Source organism: Streptomyces xiaopingdaonensis (assembly GCF_000262345.1).
GTDB classification, from domain to species: Bacteria; Actinomycetota; Actinomycetes; order Streptomycetales; family Streptomycetaceae; genus Streptomyces; species Streptomyces xiaopingdaonensis.
This window is the reverse complement of sequence record NZ_AJTQ01000235.1, coordinates 1-609: the sequence shown is the minus strand read 5'-3', so window position 1 is coordinate 609 and position 609 is coordinate 1. Positions and strand designations below refer to the sequence as shown.

The window sequence follows — 609 nt, the reverse complement described above, 5'->3', positions numbered from 1 at the left end:
CTTCCCCGCCCGCCCCCCGCCGATGCTCGTCCCGCCGTCCGATCGGCAGGACGGCTCGGAGCGCGAGGCCCTCACGGTGGAGCTGCCGAAGGCGCGCCCTCTCGCCGCCGTCACCGTGCAGACGGGGCCGCGCTCCGGGACCCGCGCCGAGGTGGAGGCGAGGACCGCGGGCGAGGGGTGGAAGCGGCTCGGCACCCTCGCCGACAGCGGCTGGACGCAGCTGCGGGGCGGGGGCTTTCGGGCCGACGCGCTCCGGCTCGTCTGGTCCCGCGAGTCGTCGGCGCCCGTCGTCCACGAGGTCGCGCCGTGGTACGCGGACGCACCCGATGCCTCGCTCTCGCTCCCGCGCAGCGAGGCCGACGCGGCGGCCGGAGGCGGCACCACCCGCGTCTCGGCGAAGCTGACGGGCAACAGGCCGGGCGACGTCACAGGCAAGCTCCGCGCCATGGCGCCGGAGGGGATCACGGTGCGCACCCCGAAGGAGTCGACGGTACGCCGGGGCAGCACGGTGGAGGTCCCGCTGGAGATCTCCGCCGACGCCTCGGCCGGTACGGGCACCCACCGCATCCCGCTCACCTTCGGTGAGGAGCGCCGCACGCTGACGCTCCG

General features: G+C 76.7%; 1 pseudogene. It reads left to right on the top strand.

Annotated elements, in window-relative coordinates:
* Window positions 1-609, top strand: a pseudogene (locus UWG_RS30440) (beta-N-acetylglucosaminidase domain-containing protein); the annotation flags it as partial.